Below are 17,347 nucleotides of genomic sequence, written 5' to 3' on the forward strand. Positions count from 1 at the left end.
AATTAGAACCTTACTTTTACAGAATTGGCATGTGCTTCTAAACTTTCATGCTCTGCAAAGTTAATTATATTGTCTTTCACTTTTTCTAATGCATCTTTAGTGTAGTATGTTATATAAGATTTTTTTATAAAGTCATCTACTGATAAAGGAGAAGCAAATTTCGCTGTTCCGCTTGTAGGTATTACATGATTAGCTCCAGATAAATAATCGCCCAATGCTTCAGGAGTATAATCACCCAAGAATATTGATCCTGCATTTTTTACTTTGCTTAATACTGAGAATGGCTCTTTTATGCTTATCTCCAAATGCTCTGGGGCTATTTCATTACTTATATATACTGCTTCGTATATAGTTTCAGTTATTATTATTCTGCCGTTATTTTCTATAGATTCCATTGCTATGTCCTTACGGCTTAATTTTTCTAATTGCTTATATAATTCTTCTTTTACTTTTTCTGCTATGTCTTTACTTGTTGTTATTAATATGCTTGAAGCTAATTTATCATGTTCAGCCTGTGCAAGCATGTCAGAGGCTATATGTATAGGATTGGCTGTATCATCTGCTATTATTAATACTTCGCTTGGTCCTGCCACCATATCAATAGATACTTCTCCATATACAAGTCTTTTAGCCATAGCAACATATATATTACCAGGTCCTACTATTTTATATACTTTTGGTATAGATTCTGTGCCGTAGCTTAAAGCTGCTATTGCCTGAGCACCGCCTGTTTTGAAAACTTTATTTACTCCTGCTATTTTTGCTGCTGCTAGTATATTATCATTAATTTTTCCTTCTTTGTTTGGAGGCGATACTAATATTATTTCATTTACTCCAGCTACTTTTGCAGGTATAACATTCATAAGCACTGTTGAAGGATAAACAGCTGTGCCTCCGGGAATATAAACGCCAACTTTTTCTATAGGGTTTATAATTTGCCCCATAACAATGCCGTCTTCTTCATTAGTTATAAAACTGTTTTTTAATTGTTTTTTATGGAATTTTTCTATATTGTTATAAGCTAGCTTTAATGTTTCTTTAAACTTTTCATCAACTCTGTTATATGCTTCTTCTATTTCTTTTTCTGTTACTCTTAAATTATCTATTTCAGCATTATCAAACATCTTCGCGTATTTTTTTAATGCATTATCTCCGTTTTGCTTAACATCTTCAAGTATTGCTTTTACCTTTTCATTAACATCATCATAACTGAATTGACTTCTTAATAATATATCATCTAATGATTTGCATTCTTTATAATTTATTACTTTTATCATAATACTAATTCCTTATAAAACTTCTTCTATATTTTGTACTATTTTTTTTATTAAATCATTTTTAAACTTATAGCTTACTTTATTCACTATGAGTCTCGCACTTATATAATCAATAATATCTTTTATAATTACAAGATTATTTTCTCTTAAAGTGCTTCCAGTCTCTACTATATCAACTATCACATCAGATAAATTTAGTATAGGTGCTAATTCAATAGATCCGTTTAATTTTATTATTTCAACATCTCTGTTTATAGAATTAAAATAATTTTTTGATATATTGACATACTTTGTAGCAACTCTCAATCTTCTCTCTATGTCCTCTTTGTATCCATTAACTGAAGCCATACAAACCTTACATTTTCCGAATTTTAAATCAAGAAGTTCATATACATCATGATTATTTTCAAGAAGTATATCTTTTCCAACAATACCAATATCAGCAACTCCCTTCTCAACATATATTCCAACATCCGAAGGCTTTACTATTAAGTATCTCACATTTTTATCTTTATTTTCAAATACTAGTTTTCTGTTATCTTCTAATAGTTCTTTGTTTTCATATCCTATTTTTTCAAACAGAGTATATACTTTATTTACTAATCTTCCTTTGGGTAATGCTATATTAATCATATTTTTATTCTTTATATTATAAAATTATTTACAAAATATTATAATGTATAAGAAGCATTTTTTCAAATAGTAATAAAATAGTTTTTATTATATTTTATAAAAATTAAAGATTAATGAACAAAAGGTTACTATATAAAGTATAATATTAATTTTTATAATACAATTAATATACTATAATAAGCAAAAATAAATTTATAAAATAATATTTATTCATATTTTCTTGACAAGCTGAACATTATTTATATACTTTAAAATAAAGGGGAAAAATTATATGACAAATAAAAAAATAAAAAATTTACAAAATACCAAAACTGCATTGGCAGAACATAAACTTGATGATGGTACTATAGTAAAACTTAATCCTACAGTTACAAGAATTATTTTATTTGATAATAAAAATAAAGTTAATTAATTTTTATTAAATTATTATCTTCAAATATATATTTTTCTTTGTAATTGTATTCGCTGTTATAGTTTTCACTATATATGTCTGTTCTCACTTTCTTATTTTCTTTTATAAAACTTTGAACTTTATTTAATAAAAATTTTTCTTCTCCGCTTTTATATAATATTAATATATCGAAGTCATATTCATTTTTTTCTGTATTTTGATTGTATAATTTATCCATATACACAGCAAAACCTATAGCATTTTTTTTATTTTCATCTTTTGAAGTATGGGAATTAAATTTATCTAATAGTTTATCGTATCTTCCCCCAGAAAGCACGGCATCATTATTTCCTTTTATATATCCTTTGAATATTATTCCATTATAATAGCCTAATTTACTTTCTATAGAAAAATCTAATAATATATTATTGAAATTATCATAACTCTCAAATACTGCACATAAACTTTCTAATTCATCATAAGCCTTTTTCATTTTATCATTTATAATTATAGATTTTATTTTTTTTAATACTTCATTATAATTGCCTGATAAGTCTGCTAATGATATTATGTAATTTTTATATTTATCATTTATATTATTTTCAATTAATGCTTTTTCAAGATCATGTTTATTTTTGCTGTATATAAAATTAAGTATTTCTAGTTTTTTATCTTCATCTAAGTTTAGTTCATCTATCAAAGCAAACATAAAATCTATACTTGATATTTCTAATATGTATTCATCATTTATCGATTTTAAACTGTCTATTGCCATGCTTATAATTTCTAAATTTGAGTATTTACTTAAAGTTCCTATTATTTCAACACCAACTTGCTGTATTTCTTCATATTCATTAGAAACCTCATCTATTTTGTAAATATCTTCTATGTAGTATATCTTTTTTGTGAGTTTATCATTATCTTTTAAAACTTTTTTTACTATTGATAATGTAACATCAGGTCTTAATGACTGCAAACTTCCATTCAAGTTCATAAATGTTAGTATATGTTCCGTTTGAATAAAATCTCTATAATTATTATATAAGTTATAATCTTCAAATTTGCTCAATTTAATTTTTTTATAGCCGTACTGTTCATATATTTTTACTAAATTAGATACTATTTTATTTTCTTTCATAAATTATAATTCTTCTTTTTTTTATTAATTTTGGAAATATTATAATATAAAAAGTTAAAAATAACCATATAATAATAATTAAAAAATATTATTATAGTTTTATAATTATATATTTGAAATAAGTTCAAAAAAAGTATATATTATTTTTTAAATTTAAACATTTTAAGGGGTTTCAATGAAAACAGCAGAAGAGTTAATAAAAAAACTAATGAAAAATCAAATGGATTATAATATATTTATTAAATTTAATTCAAAAACTGCTATAGAAAAAACATCGCTTACCAATTTAATAAGAAAAGCAATAAGCGACGGATATATTCAAAAAACAGATGGTAATTTGCTTAAGGTTACTAAAGAGGGAAGACAGTATATTAATAAATTAGAAGGAAAAGAAGAAGCTCCTAAAACTGTAAAATCAATAAGAGTAAATGTTAATCCTAAAGATGCTAAAACTGACAGTGAAATTATAGCTAGGGCTTATAATATAAAACTCAATTTTTCAGAAGAGTTATTAAAATTAGCAGAAGAAATAAATAGTAAATTTAATTTAGAAAATATAGAAAGTAATATAGAAAGCGATAGGAAAGATTTTAGAAATATAAAAACTGTAACTATAGACAGTGAAACCTCAAAAGATTTAGACGATGCTTTTAGTATAGAAAAAATAGATGATAATAATTATAAAGTTTATATTCATATATCTGATGTTAGTCATTTTATAGAACTTGATTCACCTTTAGATTTAGAGGCTAGAAAAAGAGGAAATTCAACTTATCTTATAGATAATGTTTATAATATGTTTCCTGAAGTTTTATCTAATAATATAATTTCCTTGAATGAAAATGATAATAGATTTGCTTTGACTATTATTGCTGATATAAATGATGATAAAGGAGTATTATCTTCTTCTGTATGTAAAAGTGTCATAAAATCTGACAGAAAATTATCGTATAATTATGCTGAAAAACTTTTGAAAAGAGAAGAGGAAGATGAGAAATGGCTTTTAGAATTGCTTGATAATGCTTTGAATATAAAAAATATTTTATATAAAAAAAGAAAAGAGGGCAGGGGAGTAGAGTTTGATAATCAGGATATAAAAATAATATTAAATGATGAAGGCATTCCTATAGAGTTTTATGCAGAAGAAAAAAAAGAATCAATGTCAATAGTAGAGGAATTAATGCTTCTTTGTAATAGTGAAATAGCTAAAAAACTTTCTAATTATGACGGGGTTATATATCGTTATCATGGACTTCCTGATGAATACAGATTTAATAATTTTAAAATACTTGCTCATACTAAGGGATATGAATTAAAACAAAATCCTGATAAAAGCTATGATATAAAAGGTTTTATTGATAATATAAAAGGAAAGCCTGAAGAAAATTTATTGGTGCAAGTATTACTTCGTTCTATGACACCTTCTTCATACAGTATAATAAATAAAAGTCATTTTGGATTGGGGCTTGATTATTATACTTATTTTACTTCGCCTATTAGAAGATATGCTGATTTACTTGTTCATAGAATAGTAAAGGATACCATATTATCAAATAGTGATAGTGCAGATGAAAAATTAAAAGAAGTTAGTAAAAATTCTGTTGAAAGTTTATCGCTTTTGGATAAAAATTCAAAGAAGGCAGAAAGATATCTTATTCAAATAAAAGCGGCAAGGTATATGAAAGACAGACTTGGAGATGAGTATTATGGTATTATAAGTTCTATGTCTCCAAAAGGCATATATGTTGAAATAGAAGGTCTTGAGATAGAAGGCTTTATAGAGGCTACATATATTGGATCTAATTATAGATTTTATCAGGATATGCAGGCGGTATATGTTGATAAGTTAAAGGCTTATGAATTAGGAGACAGAGTAAAAGTTCTAGTTGCAAGTGCTAATACTGAAAATGGAAAGATATTTTTCTCTTTATAAAATATAATAAATAATATCTTTATTTAAGATTAATAAAATGATAACTAATTTTTATATATAATTAGTTATCATTTTTATTTTACTTTAAAATATTCTATTTCATTAATAATATCTTTACTCATATTTGATATTTCAGAACTAGAGGTTGAGTTTTGATTAGCCAAACCTGAGTTTTCCTGAGTAATATTATTTAATTCTTTTATAGCGGTATTCATTTGTATTATTCCGTCTTCTTCCTGCATTATAGACTGTGATATATCCTGAAGTTCATTTTCCATTTCTTTTACCAAATCATTAATAGTATTTAGTATAGAAGATGATTTACTTGCAGATTCACTTCCTATATCTATTCTTTTTACAGTTTCATCTACAATAGAAGTAATATTTGTTGCAGCTTCATTAACAGTCTGAGCCAAAGATCTTACCTCGCTTGCTACTATAGCAAAACCTCTTCCTTGTTCTCCAGCTCTTGCCGCCTCAACAGCAGCATTTAAAGCAAGTATATTAGTTTGAAATGCGATAGACTGTATAAGTTTAGTTATTTCAGATATTTTTTTGCTGGATTCAGATATCTCATACATATGAGCAGATATTTCATTAACTGCTTCTACGCCTGTATTTGTAGTTTCCATTATTTTTACACTTTTATCTTTAGCCTTAATGGAGTTTGAACTTATTTCTTTTATGGAGCTTGATAAAGACTGCATTGAACCTGTAAGCTCTTCTATAGCAGCTGCCTGAGTATTGGTTCTGTCAGATAAATATTCGCTGCTAGATGATATATTTTTTATTTCAGTATTTATTGTATTAAGGTTTGCCTGAAGTTTTGATACAACATTTCCTATAGTATTTTTCATATTGTTTACATAATATACTAAAGATCCTGATTTATCATTTTTATTTTCATTTGAACTATCTATAATAAAGTTTCCTTTAGACATTTGATCTATACTATTCATAGCTTTATCTAGCATTTGTGATATAGGTATAACTACGAAAAATGCTAATGCTGCTTGTATTGCTATTAAAATAATAATCACTAAAAGATAAGCAAGCATAATATTTCTTATTCTATTATTGATAGCATTCATATTTCCTCTTATTACAATTTTATACGGAGTATCTCTTAATGGTTTTATAGTATACCATTCATTTCCTACTATCTGCATTACAGCTTTATTAGGGTCTTCTAAAGATTTTGCATCTTTAAATAAAGGTTCTTTATATATATTGTAATTGTCATTAAATATATAGTCTTTATTTTGATGCGACATGTAAAGTCCGGCAGAAGTCATTATATTTACCTGATTATCGCTAATAACTTTTTTTGATATATTATTCATCTCTAAGAAGTCTATACCTATAACTCCTTTCAATGAATTATTAGTGTATACAGCCAATGCCAATGTTATACATATTCCGCCTGTATTAGCATCAACATAAGGCTCTGTAATAAATATTCCGTTTTGAGCAATAGCCCCTTTATACCATAATCTTGAAGTTTGGTCATAGGTATTTGGATAAGGGCTTATACCATTAACAAAAAGCCCCCCATCTTTGTATGGTATTTCATTTCCATATAGTATGTCGTATATGTTATTATTTGATTTTAATATGCTTTCAAGTGTTTTTCTTATATTTGTAAATGAGTTTTCATTTGCTTCAAAGTATCCTCTTAATGTATACATTACATCATATACTTTTTCCATTTCTGTAGATATTACCAATTCAGTATTATCAATCTCTACTAATGTATTTTTTATAAACTCATTAGTATATACAGTTTTATAGGCAAAAAACATAATAATATATGCTACAAGTAAGAAAACAGCAAAAGGAATAATTAATTTTAATAATAGTACTCTGTTGTTTTTCATAAAGATAACCCTAAAATAAATTCCCCAAATAGAAAGTATATAAAAATTTTTTTATGTGTCAATTATATTTAATAAAATAAGAATATAGTAAATATATTTGATTTTTATAAAAATAATTTAAATACTAATATATATTAATTATACATATAGCATACAAAATTATAAATTTTTTATAAAATCTAAAATAATACTAATTTTATAATACAGAGTTTATTTCATTTTTTGTAAGGTGTTTAAAAGAACCTTCTTTTAAGTCATCTAATAATATATCAGCTATTCTTAATCTTTTTAGTATTATTACTTCAAAACCCACTTTTTGGCACATTCTTCTTATTTGCCTATTTTTTCCCTCTGTGAGTATTATATAGAAAGAATTTTTATTAACCCTTTTTACCTTTGCAGGTTTGAGTTTTTGTCCGTCTAAAGAAATCCCATACTCTAATTTTTTCAAAGCTCCGTCTGGTATACTATCATTAACTTTGACAAAATATTCTTTTTCGCAGTTTGTATTTTCGCCTATTATCTTTTTAGCAAATACCCCATCATTAGTAAAAAGTATAAGTCCTGAGCTGTCCTTATCTAGTCTTCCAACAGGATATATATTATCAAAATCATTTTTTATCAGATTATATATAGGCTTTCCTTCATTTTTATTTGATGAAACGACATAACCTCTAGGTTTATTTAATTTGATATATATTTTATTTTCTTTATATTGTTCAATACTGCATTCTATATCGTCATTATCATTAACTTGAGTTGCTGGGTTTGTTATAATTATGCCATTAACTTTAACATTTCCATTTTGAATAAGCCTGTCAGCTTCTCTTCTGCTTGCAATATTTAACGATGCTATGTATTTATTTAATCTCATTTATCATTCTTTTATAAAAAATTATCTATATAGTAACATAATATAATTTTTAATCAAATTTTAATAATATTTTCTAAAATTATGCAGTTATGATAACGATATATATATTAGAATTTTATATTTTTATAGTTGACAATTTTTATTGATTATAATATAATTGTGCTAAGTTATTGGATATAATTGCTTAGCTATAAATATTAAGGAGAGTGCGCTATGAAATTCTATAGAAGTACGAGAGATTTTTCTCGCTACCTCATAATCATTTGTCTATTCATAAGCATAAGTTCATTTGCTGTTTATGGACAAACTTCTAGTGTTTACATGGAAACTAGATTGCTTTACAACTTTGAAACATTAGATGAATGGCAGCCAATATCAAATGCTAGCCGCTTTATGTTCAGAGGTGATAGAACAAATGAAAATGGTGTTGTAATGAAATATCCTAACATGAGATTATTCGCTACAAAACCATATGGTATGGGTAACCAAAGTTATAATTCAACTAATTCATTATCAGTAAGTGTTTCTTTTTTCAGAAAATCTTATAACTTCTTTGACTTAGTTCCAACAGTACAAAAAATCATACCAGGTAAAGCTCAGACTTTTGATGTTTGGGTATGGGGTGGTAATTATGACTATACTATGGAAATGATATTTGAAGATTATCGTGGTTATACTTATACATTGCCTTTAGGTTCTATAAGATATATAGGTTGGAGAAATATGAGTACATCAGTACCATCTTTCATTCCTCAAGAAGAACCTTATGTTCCTAGAGCTAAAGGTTTAAGATTTATGAATTTCCGTTTCTGGTCATCACCAGAGGAAAGAGCAGATAACTTTGTAGTTTTATTGGACTATTTCCAAACAGTAACAGATACATTTAGAGAGTCTTATGACGGATCTGATATTGAAACTACATTAGGTCAGGAAGTTGGCGGAAGATCTTCTGAACAATATACAGAAGGCGGAGCTCAAGTAGTAGGTGAAAGCAATGGCGGTACTGCTGGCGGAGATGCTGCTACTACAGAACAGCCACAAGAAGCGCAACAATAAGGTATAATAAGGAGAAGAATGAATATGAAAAGATTAAGTATCTTGATAACAATGTTAATTCTAACTGTTGCATTCTTGTTGTTTGCCCAAGATGCGGCTCAAACAGGTGAGCAAACTACTCAAAATCAAGGTGAAGATGGCAATAACTTCGTAACTGAAGCTATCACTAATTACTTAATAGATGATTTTGAATTTGCTAATACTTGGCAAGCTTCTATGCCTAGAGATTATGGTGTAGTTAGTATTATTCGCCGTGAAGGCGGTCCAGCTGATGTTGTAGCTGAAGGTGCAGAAAATAATAAATATATTTTAGGTGCTAAAGTAGAATACTTCAGAACTGGTTATCCTTGGTTCTCTGTTACTCCACCTAGACCTGTGAAAATACCTGGTTATACTAAAGAACTTAGTGTTTGGGTAGCTGGTCGTAACCATAATAATAAAATGAGTTTCTACCTTTATGATATAAATGGTAAACCTCAGTCTGTTGGTAATGAAGCTCTTAATTTTATGGGTTGGAAAAACATAACTGTACAAGTTCCTGCTAATATAGAACAAGAAGACTTCAGAGGTCAAGTTGAACAAGGTATTAGCTTTATGGGTATACATGTTAAAGTTGATCCTAGAGATTCTTATGGTAAATACTATATCTATTTTGATCAATTAATGGCTAAAACTGATATGTATTTAGAAACTTATAGAGAAGAAGATGATCCATTAGATACTTGGTAATAATAACAAGTTGAAATGAATATTATAGGTGAAGTATTATTAATAGTACTTCACCTTTTTTATTTATATAAATAACTTGAAATTAATATCATTATATATTAAACTACTAAGATATATATAACTTAAAAGAGAGTTTTTATGTCTAATATTAATATAAATTTACTTCTTCTTATTGGATTTATATTGCTGGCTGTATATTCTATAACAACTAGAATTGTAAATAACAGGGCAAGTAAAGATAAAAAAGAAAATGATATCAGTGATGAAGATAATAATTCAAAGTAATAAAAAGGTGTCAGATGAGTGAATTAATTATATATGTAATAATAGCAATTATATGGGCTATAGTGAGTTTGGTGCAAAAAGCAAATAAAAAAAATAAACAAAATAAAATACCAAAACAGAATACTCATAAAAATAAGAAAGTTAATAATAAAAATAATAATGAAGAAGAAATATTTAGAGAATTACAAAAGAATATTAATACTTTAAAAAAGTATAACAATGAAGTTCTTAGAGAAAATACGAAAAAAGAAGATGTATATACTAGTCATTATGAAACTTCAAGCAATGATAGAGAAATATTGGAGCTTCAGGAAAAATATAATTCTAAAATATCTCAAATTAATTCTATAAAAAAAGAAGATGTCAGCAGTAATTTTAATAATATTATAACATCAGAAAACAAAAGACAAGTTAATCATATGCTTTCTTCATTGGATATAAAAAATGCCATTATATATAATGCTATATTAGAACCAAAGAGAATTAATTATACTAGACTTAATAAAAATAGAAGTTAAAAATTGAGAGTAATATAATGAAATCATTTGAAGAACTTATATCTGTAATACAAACTTTAAGAGGCGAGAATGGATGTGCTTGGGATAAGGTACAGACTTTTGACAGTTTAATTCCTTGTTTTTTGGAAGAGGCTTATGAACTTGTAGAAGCTATCAATAATAAAGATTATGAGAATATTAAAGAAGAGCTTGGAGATGTACTTTTGCATGTTGTATTTTTTTCTGAGCTTGCTAAAGATGAAAATAAATTTAATATAGATGATGTTTGCAAAAATATTAATGAAAAACTTATAAGAAGGCATCCTCATGTATTTGGGGACAGTGATGTAAAAGATGTTCAGGGCATACTTAAGCAATGGGATAAGATAAAAAAAGAAGAGAAGGGTATTGATGGTGCTGACGAGTTTAAAAGTGTACTTGACGGTATACCTAAGTCGCTTCCTATTATGGAAAAATCTTATAAATTAATGAAAAAAGCTGCTAGTGTCGGATTTGAATACGAAAATATTGATGATTCTTTGTCAAAGATAGAAGAAGAACTTTTGGAAGTTAAAGAGGCATATAATGAGCATGATAAAGAACATTTGGAAGAAGAAATAGGGGATTTGATTATGACTGTTCTTGATTTTGCCCGCATGAATAAGATTAATCCTGTTAATTCTCTTATAAAAGTTAATGAAAAATTTACAAAAAGATTTCACTATGTTGAAAAGTCTGCTTATGAAATGAATAAAAAATTAGAAGATATGTCTTTAGATGAAATGGATAAACTTTGGAATGAATATAAGAAAAAAGAAAGAGAAAATCAATGAATATATATGATTTTTATGTTAAAGACATCAATGGTAATGATGTATCTTTATCAAAGTATAAAAATAAAGTCATTTTGATAGTTAATACTGCTACTAGATGCGGCTTTACGAAACAGTATAAAGATTTAGAAAATATATATGAGATTTATAATAGCAGGGGCTTTGAGATATTAGATTTTCCTTGTAATCAATTTTTAAATCAAGCACCGGAATCAGATGAGAAAATAGATAGTTTCTGTAAAATGAAATATAATACATCTTTTGATAGATTTAAAAAAATAGATGTTAAAGGAAAGAATATAGAGCCTTTATATTTATATCTTATTAATAATAGCAATTATTTATTTAATAAAAATATAAAATGGAATTTTACAAAATTTCTAATAGATAGAAATGGAAATGTAGTAAAGAGATTTTCTAGTTTTTCATCTGGAAAAATGATAACTAAATATATAGATAAAATTATATAATATTTTGTAATTATAGTATACTAAATCTGTTTTTATAAGGTTGTTTTATTAATTTTTTACATGTATATTATGGGCTTTTTATTGCAAGAATTCCAATTTTATATTATAATATTATCATATTAATGCAGAGGTTTTGCTTAATGGCTATTAATGCTAATTTATATAAAACATCCAAATTGTATGATTTGCTTACTAAAATTATTAAAAAGAAAAATGATGAGAGTTTTAATTTAGAGGATCATATAAATAAATTACTAGAACTCATATCAAAAAGTACAGAGGAAGAAGTGAATTATGCAGATAATAAAATAAGCTGTCTTCATCTTGCTGTGCAGATAGGCAATGCTGATGTAGTTGCAGCTTTAATAGAAAGAGGTGCTAATGTCAATGTAATTAATGACAGAGGAGTTAGCCCATTGCATACAGCTATTATCAAAAACCAGCCTGAGGAAATCATAAAAATATTACTAGATAATGGGGCAGATTATAATATTGAACAAGCAAATTTTTCAGCTGTTGATTTGGCAGAATTAATTGGAGTCCCATATATGCATCTATTTAAAAAATAAATTTCTTCCTATAATTTTATAGTATGTATAATATTTTATATATTCTGTAATGTTTGTATTTATTTTAAATATTGTTATTTAGAAATTCAAAATGATTTAAATATGGATATAATCAAAATCTGTTAATTTTATTTATTTTGTACTATTTTCATTCATTTTATAAAATTAGCATATAGATTCCGATTATATCCTTAATTTAGTTTTAACTTACTCTGTCTGTTTTCATTTTATAAACTTTATCAGCTATATTTAAAGTTGAAAGTCTATGCGAAACTAAAACAACAGTTCTATTCTCACTATTATCTTTTATAGATTTCAATATAACAGCCTCATTCAAACTATCAAGATTACTTGTAGGCTCATCAAGAAGTATAAAAGGAGCTTTATGTAAGAAACTTCTTGCTATACCAATTCTTTGTTTTTCACCTCCTGATAAAGTATCCCCAAGTTCGCCTACATTAGTATCGTATCCGTTAGGTAAACTCATAATAAAATCATGAAGTGAGGCTTTTTTGCATGCTTCTATAACATCTTCTCTTGAGGCATTTTGATTTGCTATTTTTATATTATTTTCTATTGTGTCTTTAAAAATAGAAGTCTCCTGAGTTACATAGCTTTCCATATCACGAAGACAATCTGTATTAATATCTTTTATATTGGTATTTGATATTTTAATATTTCCTTCTTTTATATCCCAAAAACGCATAAAAAGTTTAAGAAGTGTAGATTTTCCGCTTCCGCTTTTTCCGCTTATTCCTATTATTTTATTAGGCTCTATTTGCAAATTATAATCATTTAATATCTCTTCGCCTTCATAGTCAAAATATATATCTTTACATTCTAATCCTTTAAACTCTAAATCTTTTTCGCCATTATAAACTTCTTCTATAATAGGTTTTTCTTTAAGTAGGTTTAATACTCTCTCGCCGCTTGCTAAAGTCATAAATAAATTGTTTGATAAATTACTTAATGCTATAACAGGTCCGAAAGAACTTGCCATTGCTATAGTAGGTATTATAATAGCAGTAAAATTTGATTCTTTTGATATTATTATACTTATAACAAGAACAGCCAATGTGAATAATGATACAGCAGAAGTTGTAAGCCCTGATATTACACCTTCATATTTTTTTAATTTTTTATTTAAATACATTAAATCATCAGTTTTACTCTTTATATTTTCTATTCTTTTCTCACTGTATCCGAATTGAAGTATTTCTTTTATTCCCCATAAACTGTCAAGAAAATAACTGTTTAATTTTCCAAAATTATTTCTATAAGCCATTCCATCATTTTTTCCGAATTTTGATGAAAAATATGGAATAATAAAACCTATAGTAAAATACCCTAAAAAAGCAATAGCACCTAATATAACATTAAAACTTCCTATAAATATTGTCATGATAATTGAAGTTAATACTCCTATAGCTATAGGTGAAATAGTATGTGCATAAAACACTTCTAATAATTCTATATCGCTTGTAATAAGTGCTATTAGATTTCCTTTATCTCTTCCTTCTAGTTTGGCGGGAGATAATTTTCTTAAAGCCTTAAAAACTTTATCTCTTATTAAAGCGAGTAATTTAAAGGCTATAAAGTGATTGCTAAGCTGTTCTATATAGTGAAAAAATCCTCTTAAACAAGCAAGAAGTAAAACTATTATAAATATTGTTTTTATTGTGAATAAAGAATTAAGTTCAAGATATGTTAATATAGCATATCCCCCGAATATAGTTATTGATATAGAACATAAAAATCCTAAAACTCCTGTAGTGATAGCTAATATCATAACATGCATAAGCGGAGAAATTAATCCAATTAGTTCCGCCATAATTTTTATACCGCTTCTTCTCATTATAAACTCCTATTAAATTATTAATGATTAATATTAAATTGCTGCGTTTAAACTTTCGCCTTTAGTTATGCTTTCCAAATTACTTTGTTCATTGAAGATTTTTGCATATTCTTTGTTTAAGCTAATCAATTTATCATGATTTCCTTCTTCCATTATTATGCCGTCTTTTAAGAAATATATATGATCCGAAGGCACACAATTATAAAGTCTATGAGATATTAATATAACAGTCTTTTCTTTTGCAATATCTCTTATAACCTTCATAATGCTTTCCTCACTTTCAACATCAACATTAGAAGTAGCCTCATCAAATATATATATATCAGCATTAAAAAGTATAGCCCTAGCTAAAGCTAATCTCTGTCTTTGTCCTCCGGATAAATTAGCAGCCTTTTCCATTATTACTGTATTAAGTCCGTTTTCAGTCTGTAGAAAATCATAAAGTTCAACTTTTTTTAATGCATCATTCATCTGATTTTCTGTTATAGTATCTCCAGCCATTTTTAGATTATCATATACAGTTCCTTCAAACAAATAACTATTATGATCTACAGAGGCTATTTTTTTGTATAAATCATCTTTATTTATTGTATCAAGCTCTATATTTCCTATTTTTATTGAGCCTTTATAATTTTCATTTCTTAATGATATAAGCCCAGCAATAGTGCTTTTACCTGACCCTGAAACTCCTACTATAGAAACAAATGATTTTTCTTTTATAGTCATATTAATATTTTTTAATATAGTTTTATCTTTATTGTAGGCAAAACTTACATCTTTAAATATAATCTCTTCATTTTCTTTACTTATATCATTTATTCTTTTATCATCATCTTTCATATCAAGTATTTCAAACATCTTATCGCTTGCAGATATTCCATTCATAGCTATGTGAAAGAATGAGCCTAAAAGTCTTAATGGAATAAAAAACTCGGCAGAAAGCATTATTATAGTAAATGTGCCTGCAAGATTAATATTTCCTTTCATATATTCAAGTACCGAAATTATCACTCCCAAAGCAGCCCCGCCATACGCTATTATATCCATTATAGTTGTAGAATTAAGCTGCATAAAAAGAAGATTCATAGTAGCAACTCTAAATTTTTCAGCTTCTATATTCATCTCTTCATTTTTTTTTTCATCAGCTTTATATATTTTTAAAGTAGTAAGTCCCTGTACATCTTCTAAAAATATTTCTCCTAAATTACTGTAGCTTCCCCAATATTTTTTTAATATTCTTTTAGCAATTTTTACTATAGCAATAATTGATATAGGTATAAGAGGTACACATATTAAAAGTATAACAGCCGATTTTATGCTTATAGTAGAAAGTACAGCAAAAAGCACTATAGGGGCTATCATACTATAGAAAAACTGCGGAAGATATCGTCCGAAATAAGTTTCTAATTGATCAACTCCCTCCATAGATATTTGTACTATTTCACTTGTAGAAAATTTTTCTTTATATCTGCTTCCTAGTGTAAGAAGTTTTGAATATATTTTTTCTCTTAAAGTCTGCTTTACTCTTCCAGAAGCATGATATGACATATTTGCCATTAAAATATTAAATCTGAATTTTAATATTATTATAACAAAAATAGCAATAGTCGTTTTTAATATATCTTCTTTTAGTACATTGCCTTGTGAAGCTTTCTGTATAATATCAGCCATAAAAAATACAGCAGTTATATTGAGAGCCAAATTGACAAGCTGTATTATAACATGCCATGCTATGTATTTTTTAGCATTGCCCATTAAAGCTATAAGTCTTTTATTAATCATAAACTTTTCCTTTATTTTATTTTTTATATATCAATAAATAGTTCTTTTAATAATCTCTTTTATAGAAGAACTATCATAGTTTCCTTTCATCATAGAATCCATTATAAATGAAAATATTATATCTATAAATTTATCAGTATTAAGATTATCATTAAAAGCATCTTCTCTTATATTTTTATCTTTTATAATAGTTTTGTACATATTATCTTTAATATGCTTTATCATATTCATCATAACATTTACACCCTTATCCTTATTTTTTCCAAACATTATATTAGAATGCAAAGCAAAAAAGTTAGGATATTTTTTATCTCCTTTTTCTAAAATCTTAAAAATAGAATCTATACTGTCAATAAAACTCTCAGACTCCAAAGAAATATCCGAAGAATGAAATATATCAGCCCATACGCTTACAATAACCGCAATAGTCAGCTCTTCTTTTGACTTAAAATAATTATAAATAGAGCCTACAGCGATATTAGCTTCTTCAGCAACTGAACGCATATTAATAGAATTAATACCTTTTCTTTTTATTAATTCTCTGCTTGCTTTTAATATATCTTCTTTTGAAGTTATAATATTATTCATTAAATAGTCCTTTTTTATATATATAGTGTTTTTTTAATATATTATCTTAGCCAAATATTAATTTTATCAGCTATTTGCAAGTTTTGCTTGTTCAAATACATAATAAGTCTTACTTATATTGAACAATGTTCAGTATTTTTGTAAAATAAAATTTCAATATATACTGCTTAATACTTTTATATTGAACATTGTTCATTATAAACTAGATTTAAATTTTGTCAATACAATAATTTGTAATATTTTATAGTATGCACATTATATTTTTTTATGAGTATTTATATATATTTTTTTACTTATGTTATAAAAGTCATGAAAAAGTTTATTATATGTTTTTAATATTTGAATATATTTATATAACTATGTTTTTGTATAATAAGAATTGTATAAAAAATTATAAAATATATTTTATAGTTTTTTAAGTAATTTTATAGAGTATTTAATATTTATTATTATGATTATATAGAACTATAAAATATATTATTTGTCGTTTTATTACTAAAATATAGCCTTTATTACATAATGAATAGAATTTTAATTAATTTAGTAAAAAATATATTTAA

The 17,347-nt window shown here is 26.0% G+C and carries 17 protein-coding genes; 9 read left to right on the forward strand and 8 right to left on the reverse strand.

What is annotated here, in order from left to right; translation table 11 throughout:
- Window positions 1-2: 2 nt before the first annotated feature.
- Window positions 3-1,277: a histidinol dehydrogenase gene (hisD, locus tag A966_RS06495; RefSeq protein ID WP_008723798.1), complete on the reverse strand. Its 1,275-nt coding sequence runs from the start codon at window positions 1,275-1,277 to the stop codon at window positions 3-5.
- Window positions 1,278-1,289: 12 nt separating this feature from the next.
- Window positions 1,290-1,910 carry an ATP phosphoribosyltransferase gene (gene hisG / locus A966_RS06500; protein ID WP_008723800.1) on the reverse strand — a complete coding sequence of 207 codons (621 nt, stop codon included), beginning with the start codon at window positions 1,908-1,910 and terminating at the stop codon, window positions 1,290-1,292.
- 271 nt (window positions 1,911-2,181) lie between these two features.
- Here hisG and A966_RS13585 point away from each other — a divergent pair, with 271 nt between their 5' ends.
- On the forward strand, window positions 2,182-2,322 hold the full coding sequence (locus A966_RS13585; RefSeq protein ID WP_008723802.1) for a hypothetical protein: 141 nt from the start codon (window positions 2,182-2,184) through the stop codon (window positions 2,320-2,322).
- Here the strand turns inward: A966_RS13585 and A966_RS06505 are convergent.
- The gene (locus A966_RS06505) at window positions 2,315-3,439 is read right to left on the reverse strand and encodes an ATP phosphoribosyltransferase regulatory subunit (RefSeq protein WP_008723804.1); all 1,125 of its coding nucleotides are present in this window, start codon (window positions 3,437-3,439) and stop codon (window positions 2,315-2,317) included. The genes A966_RS13585 and A966_RS06505 overlap by 8 nt on opposite strands.
- Before the next feature lie 175 nt (window positions 3,440-3,614).
- On the opposite strand from A966_RS06505, the gene A966_RS06510 reads away from it, so the two are divergent.
- Window positions 3,615-5,372, forward strand: coding sequence for an RNB domain-containing ribonuclease (locus tag A966_RS06510; protein WP_008723806.1), 1,758 nt, complete (start codon window positions 3,615-3,617; stop codon window positions 5,370-5,372).
- Window positions 5,373-5,446: 74 nt separating this feature from the next.
- Here the strand turns inward: A966_RS06510 and A966_RS06515 are convergent, their stop codons facing one another.
- Window positions 5,447-7,249, reverse strand: a complete 1,803-nt coding sequence (locus tag A966_RS06515; protein ID WP_008723808.1) for a methyl-accepting chemotaxis protein — start codon at window positions 7,247-7,249, stop codon at window positions 5,447-5,449.
- 196 nt (window positions 7,250-7,445) lie between these two features.
- Entirely contained in the window at window positions 7,446-8,123 is a 678-nt protein-coding gene (locus tag A966_RS06520; RefSeq protein WP_008723810.1) for a pseudouridine synthase, read from the reverse strand.
- A 321-nt stretch (window positions 8,124-8,444) separates the two neighbouring features.
- Between A966_RS06520 and A966_RS06525 the strand changes: the two genes are divergently transcribed.
- The 7 genes from A966_RS06525 to A966_RS06550 all read left to right on the forward strand — a co-directional run bounded on the left by A966_RS06525 (window position 8,445) and on the right by A966_RS06550 (window position 12,562).
- The gene (locus A966_RS06525; protein ID WP_008723812.1) at window positions 8,445-9,179 is read left to right on the forward strand and encodes a flagellar filament outer layer protein FlaA; all 735 of its coding nucleotides are present in this window, start codon (window positions 8,445-8,447) and stop codon (window positions 9,177-9,179) included.
- Between the two features lie 24 nt (window positions 9,180-9,203).
- Window positions 9,204-9,908 (forward strand): flagellar filament outer layer protein FlaA, encoded by a 705-nt coding sequence (locus A966_RS06530; protein WP_008723814.1) that lies wholly within the window; start codon window positions 9,204-9,206, stop codon window positions 9,906-9,908.
- Between the two features lie 138 nt (window positions 9,909-10,046).
- Window positions 10,047-10,193 carry a hypothetical protein gene (locus A966_RS13590; protein WP_008723816.1) on the forward strand — a complete coding sequence of 49 codons (147 nt, stop codon included), beginning with the start codon at window positions 10,047-10,049 and terminating at the stop codon, window positions 10,191-10,193.
- 14 nt (window positions 10,194-10,207) lie between these two features.
- Window positions 10,208-10,711: a hypothetical protein gene (locus A966_RS06535; RefSeq protein WP_008723819.1), complete on the forward strand. Its 504-nt coding sequence runs from the start codon at window positions 10,208-10,210 to the stop codon at window positions 10,709-10,711.
- A gap of 17 nt (window positions 10,712-10,728) precedes the next feature.
- Complete coding sequence (gene mazG, locus A966_RS06540) at window positions 10,729-11,523, forward strand: nucleoside triphosphate pyrophosphohydrolase (protein WP_008723820.1); 795 nt, start codon at window positions 10,729-10,731, stop codon at window positions 11,521-11,523.
- Window positions 11,520-11,993, forward strand: coding sequence for a glutathione peroxidase (locus A966_RS06545; protein ID WP_008723823.1), 474 nt, complete (start codon window positions 11,520-11,522; stop codon window positions 11,991-11,993). Before mazG ends, A966_RS06545 begins: the two co-directional genes overlap by 4 nt.
- A gap of 140 nt (window positions 11,994-12,133) precedes the next feature.
- Complete coding sequence (locus A966_RS06550; protein WP_008723825.1) at window positions 12,134-12,562, forward strand: ankyrin repeat domain-containing protein; 429 nt, start codon at window positions 12,134-12,136, stop codon at window positions 12,560-12,562.
- A 202-nt stretch (window positions 12,563-12,764) separates the two neighbouring features.
- Here the strand turns inward: A966_RS06550 and A966_RS06555 are convergent, their stop codons facing one another.
- Genes A966_RS06555 through A966_RS06565 form a run of 3 tightly spaced genes read right to left on the reverse strand, consistent with a single transcriptional unit; the run spans window position 12,765 to window position 16,787 of the window.
- Entirely contained in the window at window positions 12,765-14,417 is a 1,653-nt protein-coding gene (locus tag A966_RS06555; RefSeq protein ID WP_008723827.1) for an amino acid ABC transporter ATP-binding/permease protein, read from the reverse strand.
- A gap of 33 nt (window positions 14,418-14,450) precedes the next feature.
- Entirely contained in the window at window positions 14,451-16,199 is a 1,749-nt protein-coding gene (locus A966_RS06560) for an ABC transporter ATP-binding protein/permease (protein ID WP_008723829.1), read from the reverse strand.
- Between the two features lie 30 nt (window positions 16,200-16,229).
- The gene (locus tag A966_RS06565) at window positions 16,230-16,787 is read right to left on the reverse strand and encodes a TetR/AcrR family transcriptional regulator (RefSeq protein ID WP_008723832.1); all 558 of its coding nucleotides are present in this window, start codon (window positions 16,785-16,787) and stop codon (window positions 16,230-16,232) included.
- Window positions 16,788-17,347 lie beyond the last annotated feature (560 nt).

Origin of the sequence: Brachyspira hampsonii 30446 (genome assembly GCF_000316195.1) — a bacterium.
In the GTDB taxonomy this organism is placed as follows: domain Bacteria; phylum Spirochaetota; class Brachyspiria; order Brachyspirales; family Brachyspiraceae; genus Brachyspira; species Brachyspira hampsonii_C.

Excerpts from the sequence above, each read along its gene's own strand:
- A966_RS13590 (WP_008723816.1), top strand. The coding sequence starts at position 10,047 with ATGTCTAATATTAATATAAATTTACTTCTTCTTATTGGATTTATATTG.
- A966_RS06555 (WP_008723827.1), bottom strand. The coding sequence starts at position 14,417 with ATGAGAAGAAGCGGTATAAAAATTATGGCGGAACTAATTGGATTAATT.
- A966_RS06520 (WP_008723810.1), bottom strand. The coding sequence starts at position 8,123 with ATGAGATTAAATAAATACATAGCATCGTTAAATATTGCAAGCAGAAGA.
- A966_RS06525 (WP_008723812.1), top strand. The coding sequence starts at position 8,445 with ATGGAAACTAGATTGCTTTACAACTTTGAAACATTAGATGAATGGCAG.
- A966_RS06545 (WP_008723823.1), top strand. The coding sequence starts at position 11,520 with ATGAATATATATGATTTTTATGTTAAAGACATCAATGGTAATGATGTA.
- A966_RS06505 (WP_008723804.1), bottom strand. The coding sequence starts at position 3,439 with ATGAAAGAAAATAAAATAGTATCTAATTTAGTAAAAATATATGAACAG.
- A966_RS06565 (WP_008723832.1), bottom strand. The coding sequence starts at position 16,787 with ATGAATAATATTATAACTTCAAAAGAAGATATATTAAAAGCAAGCAGA.
- A966_RS13585 (WP_008723802.1), top strand. The coding sequence starts at position 2,182 with ATGACAAATAAAAAAATAAAAAATTTACAAAATACCAAAACTGCATTG.
- A966_RS06560 (WP_008723829.1), bottom strand. The coding sequence starts at position 16,199 with ATGATTAATAAAAGACTTATAGCTTTAATGGGCAATGCTAAAAAATAC.
- hisD (WP_008723798.1), bottom strand. The coding sequence starts at position 1,277 with ATGATAAAAGTAATAAATTATAAAGAATGCAAATCATTAGATGATATA.
- A966_RS06550 (WP_008723825.1), top strand. The coding sequence starts at position 12,134 with ATGGCTATTAATGCTAATTTATATAAAACATCCAAATTGTATGATTTG.
- A966_RS06535 (WP_008723819.1), top strand. The coding sequence starts at position 10,208 with ATGAGTGAATTAATTATATATGTAATAATAGCAATTATATGGGCTATA.
- A966_RS06530 (WP_008723814.1), top strand. The coding sequence starts at position 9,204 with ATGAAAAGATTAAGTATCTTGATAACAATGTTAATTCTAACTGTTGCA.
- hisG (WP_008723800.1), bottom strand. The coding sequence starts at position 1,910 with ATGATTAATATAGCATTACCCAAAGGAAGATTAGTAAATAAAGTATAT.
- A966_RS06510 (WP_008723806.1), top strand. The coding sequence starts at position 3,615 with ATGAAAACAGCAGAAGAGTTAATAAAAAAACTAATGAAAAATCAAATG.
- A966_RS06515 (WP_008723808.1), bottom strand. The coding sequence starts at position 7,249 with ATGAAAAACAACAGAGTACTATTATTAAAATTAATTATTCCTTTTGCT.
- mazG (WP_008723820.1), top strand. The coding sequence starts at position 10,729 with ATGAAATCATTTGAAGAACTTATATCTGTAATACAAACTTTAAGAGGC.